Origin of the sequence: Izhakiella australiensis (assembly GCF_002006995.1) — a bacterium.
GTDB classification, from domain to species: domain Bacteria; phylum Pseudomonadota; class Gammaproteobacteria; order Enterobacterales; family Enterobacteriaceae; genus Izhakiella; species Izhakiella australiensis.
In genome coordinates this window covers 1-7,755 of record NZ_MRUL01000042.1, presented here as the reverse complement: position 1 = coordinate 7,755, position 7,755 = coordinate 1, and the positions used below count along the sequence as shown (strand labels likewise).

The window sequence follows — 7,755 nt, the reverse complement described above, 5'->3', positions numbered from 1 at the left end:
GGTAATCACGGCACGTCAGGTCGGTATTAAACCCCTTATACGTGACGATTTTTTCTTCGCTCATGTTGTTATCTCTGAATTTAGGCACAAAAAAAGCCGCTCATGGCGACTGGTGAAATAAACCCGCTCGGGGCGGGATTAGTCTTTCTCGACGGTGTAGCCATTCCCTTCAAGCCAGTTAATGACATCGCTCTCACCGATGGCATCAAGCAAATCATCAACGTCATACTCACTAACGATTTCGTCAGCCTTTACCGCCTCGGCAATCTCTAAATCTTCAACATCGATTTCAATACGCCGATTATATCCATCCCCATAAGGAGAAATTTCATTGATACGCTTTGCTTTAATTGTCGCGTCAATACTCATACTCACCTCTTAAATGTCAGCTGCGCCCACGCTGTGAACGGGTAATAAAAAAGACCAGTGGTTAGCTGGCCTGTATATGTTTATGCCGGGATATTTATCCACGCCCGGCGCGTGGTTTCCCAGCTTTCCACAGTCAAAGGAAAGGGATAGACTGCTGTTTCCACAGTCAAAATAAGGAATGTTGTATGTCTGAAATAGTCGATCCAAAGAGAAATCCGTCACTGGCCGCGCAACAATTGGTTGTTGAGCTAATCAGAGCGGGGAAACTTGGCTCGTCAGTTATTGATCGCCAGGCTGAGAATGTTATTCAGGTATTCGATTCCATTGAAAAACATCTCAACGACAAATATCAATCCGGTTCTGACGCTGGAATTTTCTGAGTGTAAAGAGTTTCAAAGGCCGACCGGACGCAATCAGCAAAGCGTTTGCAGGATGCCTCGTGGTCGGTTTTATGTGCCACCAATATTTCCTTTAAAGTTTCAGCAGCAATCATCTGCACGTTCTCGGATAAATCTTCAAATTTCATAATTACCTCTTTTTATATAAGTGGAATACTGCTTCCCTTGCGTTTCTGAACCGCATGTATCTGGCGGCCGGCTTCATTGCAGACCTTCATGTGTTTGTTTCGCTCACGCTGCTCCCGGTGCTGGATTATTTGTTCGTGATGCCTGATGGATCTGTCCAACTGCTTAGCGTAATCACTCGCTCCTTCAGTCGCCCTAAGTACGTTAATGCTGCATCCAGTGGCCGCTACTGCGATTTTGCGTGCAAGCGCTTCAACCTGCCTGCCTGACTCCCGCTGAGCCTTACGTCGCGCCTTATAACGACTTTTGCTGTTGCCCGGCGCTGATTTGCACGAACGCTTGAATGTGATGGTTGCCATAGTTCCCCCTGTAGAAAGCTTTGGTGCTGGATGCCGCGCTGCTTATCCTCGCGATTACCGTCTTGCGGATGCATTTCGTCCAGCCCAAAACCTTCTCGGTTTGGTCCCGCCTGTGAGAGCGGAAGGTCATGTTGTTAAAGAGCGAATCAGCTGACTGTGTAGCGATGTGTCGTGCTGATGGATTTAATATAAAACTACAGTTGTTTTGTGTCAACAACACAGGTTGTTTTATTTGATGATTTAGGTTGTTTTTATTTCATGCGGTTGTATTTTAGGGTTTTTTATTTTTCAAGATGCCATTAATCAGGTGGTGTATGAGCAACGGAAAAGTGCAGGCGATGCAGGTTCAGCTCTACAGTGGTATTGTTTGAAGGTCTTAATCCGGGGGATTAGCTATGGACTATGAGAACAACGAAGAAGAAGCCGCCATGCTGGCTAATGCTATCGGCATAGCTGTTGTACGGCTGATAGCCAATGGCGTCACCATCAGCCGGGATAACCTGTCAGATGAGCTGGAACGTACCAGGCGGGAACTGGGCAACGTGATTGGTAAGGCAGTTAACCGGGATGCTGCACAACTGGTAAGGCGGGGAAAGTAGGGCAAAGAAAACCCGGCGCGGTGGGGGGGGGGCGGGTTAGTCTGAATGTTTTAATTTTTCGCGAATTTCAGCATTTGGAAAAGGATGATACTGATATGCATCATGGAGGAAGCAGAAAGCCCTATCGTAAGGGAGGGAAGTAAAAATATTGGTTCCTTGCTGGTTGCCATCAAGAAAAGCCCCATAAAGAACACTATCCCTAACTCCGCGAAAGTCAGGCCATAAAGAATGATGACTGATGTCATATACCCGTAATTCTTTACCTTTCTAATATTTTTACCGCGTAGCCCAATCACAAAGGTAAGTGCCGCGATCAGAATTGCAATTGTGGTTCCAGAATATGAGGACAGAGCAGCACCCAAAGCATCTCTGTGTTCAGAAAAGGAAATTGTTGGGGCAGCATGCCTGAGAATAATGTAAGCCGCAATAACCGGCAGGAAAGGGAAAACGAATAGCAAAACCCCCGGAATGATTTTATGCTCTCTCATGATAAAATCCCCAACTGACCCTTTTAATGGCAACTATTCATCTTCACAAAAATCTTTATAACTTTTCATTATAACATTCTTCATTTTTATGAAGCAAATGTCCATTTCTTCTGCAATCTCTTCGTTAGTGGATTTGTAAATGTTGGCGCTGATGTGTCCTTTGTTTGAAAGGTAGTAGTCAGTTAGCAAATCAGCTGCATACTCTTTAGCTTTCAAGTGTATATCGCTATGTCCATCATCTGCATTGCGAATCAATTCCTTTGACATGTTGCTGATATTTCTTAGTCTTTTGGGTTTTATTGTGATTTCCAACCCGTCTAAAAGTTCCTCTTCAATAGTCTCAACTCCAGCCGCACGCAATAAGGGGGAGAATAACTTGGACCCCGACTCCACTCTTAACGTTGTCCTGCCGATAAACTCCATATCTAGAGCATCATCTTTAGTAACATCCCTCATTAATGGACCTAAGCGTAGCTTGTAAGGAGGTTCAATATTCATTTTGCTGGATAAATAAATCTCCAACTCACGCACTCTTGGGCCGTGTTGGGTGCATGCGTAACCTATGATTCCATCCTTTATGAGTAAAAATGATGGGAAGGCAAGTGTTTCATCATTTCCTAAAACGTTTTTTATTTCATCAACGGATAATGTGGTTTTGTTAACGCGCTTCACCAAGTCTGAATCGTATGTCTTTGTTATTAGATAACATTCTCTGCTGATGTGATGAGCGAAAATGAAATAGTCATCAACCTCAAGTGCATTGTTTTTAGCTTTAATCACCAGCTCAGACAGGCCGTTGACTAAGTCAATAGGTAGCATCTCCTTATCATTTTGCTGAAAAGCCGCATAAAAGTTCATTTTCATATATTAATCCGTTATATAAGATGTGATTTGAATTAAATTGGAGCGCTCTGTGTATACTTCTTCGGCACCTGCCGCCAAACCTCTACCCAAACGTCTCGTCCGGCCACTGGTCACCAGCTATGTGATGACCAAAACACTTTGCCAATGACTTTAACATTCTTATGGAAGTCTTCCCGGTCCATTACTTCATCAGGATATTCATCACGGTTTATAGAGCGAATAATTACTGTCGACGGCGTGGCGATCAGTGTCTTTACGCGTAGTAAATCAGCCTGACAGATCGCATAAGTTTTCCCATCCCTGATTGTCGTCTCCTGCATGTTTACGCCGACTACGTCGCCATCGTGCAGCGTCGGCTCCATACTTTGACCGATAACTCTAACGACGCGTGCCGAAGATTCAGGAACGCCCAATTTTTTAAGATAATATTTACGAAAAACTAAACCGAATTCGGATGACTCTTCCAGCTCACAGCTACCATCTCCAGCGGCTAATGATACGTTTAATAAAGGGATCTCCACATACTCATCCTGGTCATGTTCCATATCCTCCCACACACCAGCCTTCAATCTAGTTTCACGGATGTTAGATGGCTCAGTCTGGCGCATATCGCCTTCTCCGGATGATAGCCATTCAGGTCGAACCTCCAAAGCCCTAGCCAATTCGGTAAGTTTGGTTGTTTCTCTGGCTTTTCCTACTTCAATTTTTTGTATCGCAGCCTGTGAAACACCAACAATCTCCCCTAATGCCTTTTGTGAAAGGCTTTTTTCTTTTCTGGCTGATTTCAGCCTTTCTGCGAGTGTTGTTTTCATTCCTTTAATCTACAACCCTGGTTGTTTGCCATCAAGCGAATATGGTTGTTGACTAATTACAACCATAGTTTTATATTTGCATTATTTGCGACGGAGGTTGTTTATGAATGAAGCCATAAAAACCGCCATCGGCATTGTCGGCTCTCAAAAAAAACTTGGAGATGCCTGTGGCTTGACTCAACAGGCGGTTTACAAGTGGTTGCATGGAAAGGCAAAAGTCTCTCCTGAATACGTTGAGAGCATCGTAGACGCCACTGGCGGAGCAGTCAGAGCTTACCAAATTCGCCCTGATTTGCCCGGCCTGTTTCCTCACCCGAACCAGGCAGCATAGCACCACCCGCTCTTTTACAACTTAGCCGCCCGTCTAACCGCAGGCACAACAGTGGCAAACCCCACGGTTTGCTCACGTAACTAACTAATCAACAAGGACAAGTATTAACTATGGAACATGCAAAAACACGCAAAAAAAGCAGTATTGCGTTTACTGGCCGTCACCTTCTTTCGACTGCCCACCAGGCATTAATGAACACACGTCAGACTGTAGTTGCCCGTCTTCTTGACGTGGCCGACTCAACCATTATGCACCGCACCAAAAAATACCCGGAAATTATGGAAACTCTCGCCGCCTGCGGTGTAGAGGATTTTGTGCTGCGTGGAGAAAAGAAATTACCGCTAGATCAGTACCGGTGGCTGATGACCGTTGCGATGGAGTTTGCACGATTGCAGCTGGAAATAACCAGCCAGGATGAATCATTTTCCGCGTAGGAGGATGGAGTGAACCCTATTGAATTTATTGAGATAAACACAATGCGACAGCTTATTGCACTTGGCTACTCGCCTGCTATTGCGCAGGGGGGGGCAGATGCTGCTGTTGACCACTACAAACGTTGCTCTCAGGCCAGCAAGAAAGGGGCGATGTTTGACGACTGTTTCTACCGCGCTCGCATATGGGCGGATAAATACGGCCTGCCGGAGGATAAGCCCGGAAAGAAACCCCGCCAGAAAAAAGGCATTCAGCCTGCTTTGTTCTGAAACAAAAAATCCCCGGTAGCCGCCGAGGATTCTTCACTGATAACTATCGAATTTTGAACCAATTCAACGAGGAAATTATGGCACGAAAGCACGTCAGTAGCCAGGACGAAACGCATAAAAACTTCTCCAGATTGCGGTTTCTTCGCTCATTAAATCCCGCTGTCGCTGAGCGGCTGAAGTGGATTCTTGATGAGCATAAGGCCAGGGAGAAGGGGAAATGAGTAATATCACCAACCTTGCAGTCGTCAGGGAGACCAGACGGCAGCAGGAGACACCGAAATCAGTCGGTAAGGGGTTTACCTTGCTGCACAGAAAAATCATGGATGTGCCGTTTTACAAAGACCCTGAGGCGTCGCATTTGTGGGTTCACCTTCTTCTCCGTGCCAACCATGAGCAAACGCTGGTATCTACAGATATCGGCGATGTTTTATGTGAGCGCGGTGAGTTCATCACTGGCAGAAATACCCTGGCATTCGAAACCGGACTTGAACCTGATCGTGTTAAATCTCTTCTCAGGAAATATACAAATCTTGGGATGATCACCACCAAATCGAACAACAGATTTACTGTTCTGAAAGTGGTCAAATACGACGAATATCAGCAATTTTCGTGTCCAGCCGATGTCCAGCCAGTGTCCAGAGCAAAGCCGCGTACCGCAAGGGATGGAGAGCAAGAGTGTCCAGCCGATGTCCAGCCAGTGTCCACAGATAAAGAATTACTAAATACTAATACAATACTATCTGACGATAGTATTGGTATCTCAGCAGAGAAAAATCAGGGGGAGAATAAAACATCAATCTCATGTCAGGACATCGTGAATGCATATCATGAAATACTGCCTGAGGCTTCACTGGTTCGTGTTCTGAACGACACCAGAAAAAACAAGATCCGAACTTTCTGGCGAAAAGCCGGGGTTGTTACAAAGCAGCTCGACGGTCACAAGTTCACAATGCAGGACTGGCGAGATTATTTAACCTACGTTTCGCAAAATTGCCGTTGGATGTTTGAGGAGCGGCAGAATCATCAGCGCGGTACTACCTGGCACAAAAAGGGATTTGATTTCTTCCTGAATGACAATGTGTACTTGAAAGTCCGGGAGGGAGAGCATGATGACCGATAATTATCGCCTGCCACCCCACAACATTGCGGCAGAGCAATCTGTGATCGGTGGGCTGATGCTTGACGGCGGAGACGAGCGCAGCCAGCAGGTTTTTGCAATGCTGAAACCAGAGAGTTTCTACTCGAAAGCGCACGGCATTATTTTTGATGCGATGCGATCACTGGTTAAGCGCAACAAGCCCATCGACCTTGTGACCCTGAATGATGACCTTGAAAGCAGTGGAGAGCTTGAGAGAGTAGGCGGGTTTGCCTATCTGGCCGAAATCAGTAAAAACACGCCATCGGTAGCCAACATCGTACATTACGCAATGTCAGTACGCGATAACGCAATGGAACGTTACGCCATCATCAAGCTGGCTGAAGCAACGGAAATGCTGTACACCCGCAGCACCCTTACCGCCACCGAAAAACTGGACGCGGTAAGCCAGCTGACAACTCAAATCAGTGATCATGCTAAAACGGGAAATCGCCGTGGGCTTCGCTCGTTCGCTGATGTCATGGATGGCTGGGCACTGGATCTGGAAAAGCGCTTTGACCCCGAAGGAGAGCAGAGAGGCCTGTCTACCGGTATCCCATCGCTGGATCGGATGCTGTCACCAAAAGGGCTGGTTAAGGGTTCTCTGTTCGTCATCGGTGCCAGACCAAAACAGGGTAAAACTACGCTGTACAGCCAGATGGCTATCAACTGCGCCGTACGGGAGCATAAACCCGCGCTAATGTTTAGCCTCGAAATGCCCGCTGATCAGATCTTGGAAAAGCTGGTTGGGCAGAAGTCCGGCGTAAACCCCAGCATTTTCTACATGCCTGCCACGGATGACGCAGACGACACTTATCAGGGAGACTACGACGCTGACTTTGACAAAGCGCTGAAAACAGCCTCACGTCTTAGTGAACTTGACCTTCTGTATATCGACGACACGCCGGGCCTGTCACTCGCTCACATCGTTGCAGAATGCCGCAGGGTAAAACGCACGCGGGGCAGCGTCGGAATGGTGCTGGTTGACTACCTCACGCTGATGACTGCTGAGAAAGCAGACCGTAACGATCTGGCCTACGGCATGATCACAAAAGGTCTGAAGAACCTGGCGAAAGAATTGGGCTGCGTAGTTGTTCTGCTGACTCAGCTTAACCGCGAGCTGGAAAAGCGCGTCAACAAGCGACCACTGCCGAGTGATTCCCGCGACACAGGGCAGATCGAACAAGACTGTGATTATTGGGTAGGCATCCATCGTGAAGGCTCTTATGACGATACCGTTCCGCCTGGTGAGACGGAGTTAATTCTCAGGCTCAACCGGCACGGCAACACCGGCACTGTGTTCTGCTTGCAAAAAGACGGCGCTATCTACGATATGGATCAGCAGGCTGCCCGTCAGGAACGCGACAGCAGGCAGCAGGCAGCGCATAAACCTTACGCGAAGAAGGGCGGTTTTTGATGACACAAACCACACAGAAGGGGTGAGGCGATGGAATATCCACACATTATTGAAATCTTTAAAGAAGCAGAAAGGCAGCGCAATGGTCGCAATCCTGAATTTGGTGACAGAATGCGTAATCTCGTCGCCGGTCAGGATAACCCACGTCGCGATGCT

General features: G+C 47.0%; 12 protein-coding genes. 7 read left to right on the top strand and 5 right to left on the bottom strand.

Going from position 1 to position 7,755, the window contains the following annotated elements; all coding sequences use genetic code 11:
- Window positions 1-138: 138 nt before the first annotated feature.
- Window positions 139-369: a hypothetical protein gene (locus BTJ39_RS23790; RefSeq protein WP_078005140.1), complete on the bottom strand. Its 231-nt coding sequence runs from the start codon at window positions 367-369 to the stop codon at window positions 139-141.
- 185 nt (window positions 370-554) lie between these two features.
- On the opposite strand from BTJ39_RS23790, the gene BTJ39_RS23785 reads away from it, so the two are divergent.
- On the top strand, window positions 555-749 hold the full coding sequence (locus tag BTJ39_RS23785) for a hypothetical protein (RefSeq protein ID WP_078005139.1): 195 nt from the start codon (window positions 555-557) through the stop codon (window positions 747-749).
- Between the two features lie 158 nt (window positions 750-907).
- On the opposite strand, the gene BTJ39_RS23780 is transcribed toward BTJ39_RS23785, so the two are convergent.
- A complete protein-coding gene (locus tag BTJ39_RS23780) occupies window positions 908-1,252 on the bottom strand; it encodes a hypothetical protein (RefSeq protein WP_078005138.1) in 345 nt (114 codons plus the stop codon).
- 395 nt (window positions 1,253-1,647) lie between these two features.
- Between BTJ39_RS23780 and BTJ39_RS23775 the strand changes: the two genes are divergently transcribed.
- Window positions 1,648-1,851 (top strand): hypothetical protein, encoded by a 204-nt coding sequence (locus BTJ39_RS23775; protein WP_078005137.1) that lies wholly within the window; start codon window positions 1,648-1,650, stop codon window positions 1,849-1,851.
- 50 nt (window positions 1,852-1,901) lie between these two features.
- On the opposite strand, the gene BTJ39_RS23770 is transcribed toward BTJ39_RS23775, so the two are convergent.
- The 3 genes from BTJ39_RS23770 to BTJ39_RS23760 all read right to left on the bottom strand — a co-directional run bounded on the left by BTJ39_RS23770 (window position 1,902) and on the right by BTJ39_RS23760 (window position 4,015).
- Window positions 1,902-2,339, bottom strand: coding sequence for a biopolymer transporter ExbB (locus tag BTJ39_RS23770; protein WP_241825973.1), 438 nt, complete (start codon window positions 2,337-2,339; stop codon window positions 1,902-1,904).
- Between the two features lie 33 nt (window positions 2,340-2,372).
- Complete coding sequence (locus BTJ39_RS23765; RefSeq protein WP_096777782.1) at window positions 2,373-3,203, bottom strand: protein rexA; 831 nt, start codon at window positions 3,201-3,203, stop codon at window positions 2,373-2,375.
- A 110-nt stretch (window positions 3,204-3,313) separates the two neighbouring features.
- Window positions 3,314-4,015 (bottom strand): S24 family peptidase, encoded by a 702-nt coding sequence (locus BTJ39_RS23760; RefSeq protein WP_078005136.1) that lies wholly within the window; start codon window positions 4,013-4,015, stop codon window positions 3,314-3,316.
- A gap of 103 nt (window positions 4,016-4,118) precedes the next feature.
- Between BTJ39_RS23760 and BTJ39_RS23755 the strand changes: the two genes are divergently transcribed.
- From BTJ39_RS23755 to BTJ39_RS23735, 5 genes are all read left to right on the top strand, one after another.
- Window positions 4,119-4,346 (top strand): transcriptional regulator, encoded by a 228-nt coding sequence (locus BTJ39_RS23755; protein WP_078005135.1) that lies wholly within the window; start codon window positions 4,119-4,121, stop codon window positions 4,344-4,346.
- Between the two features lie 110 nt (window positions 4,347-4,456).
- Window positions 4,457-4,780, top strand: coding sequence for a hypothetical protein (locus BTJ39_RS23750; RefSeq protein ID WP_078005134.1), 324 nt, complete (start codon window positions 4,457-4,459; stop codon window positions 4,778-4,780).
- A gap of 9 nt (window positions 4,781-4,789) precedes the next feature.
- A complete protein-coding gene (locus tag BTJ39_RS23745; RefSeq protein ID WP_078005133.1) occupies window positions 4,790-5,047 on the top strand; it encodes a hypothetical protein in 258 nt (85 codons plus the stop codon).
- Between the two features lie 217 nt (window positions 5,048-5,264).
- A complete protein-coding gene (locus BTJ39_RS23740) occupies window positions 5,265-6,167 on the top strand; it encodes a DNA replication protein (protein ID WP_078005132.1) in 903 nt (300 codons plus the stop codon).
- A complete protein-coding gene (locus BTJ39_RS23735) occupies window positions 6,157-7,599 on the top strand; it encodes a DnaB-like helicase C-terminal domain-containing protein (RefSeq protein ID WP_078005131.1) in 1,443 nt (480 codons plus the stop codon). Before BTJ39_RS23740 ends, BTJ39_RS23735 begins: the two co-directional genes overlap by 11 nt.
- Window positions 7,600-7,755 lie beyond the last annotated feature (156 nt).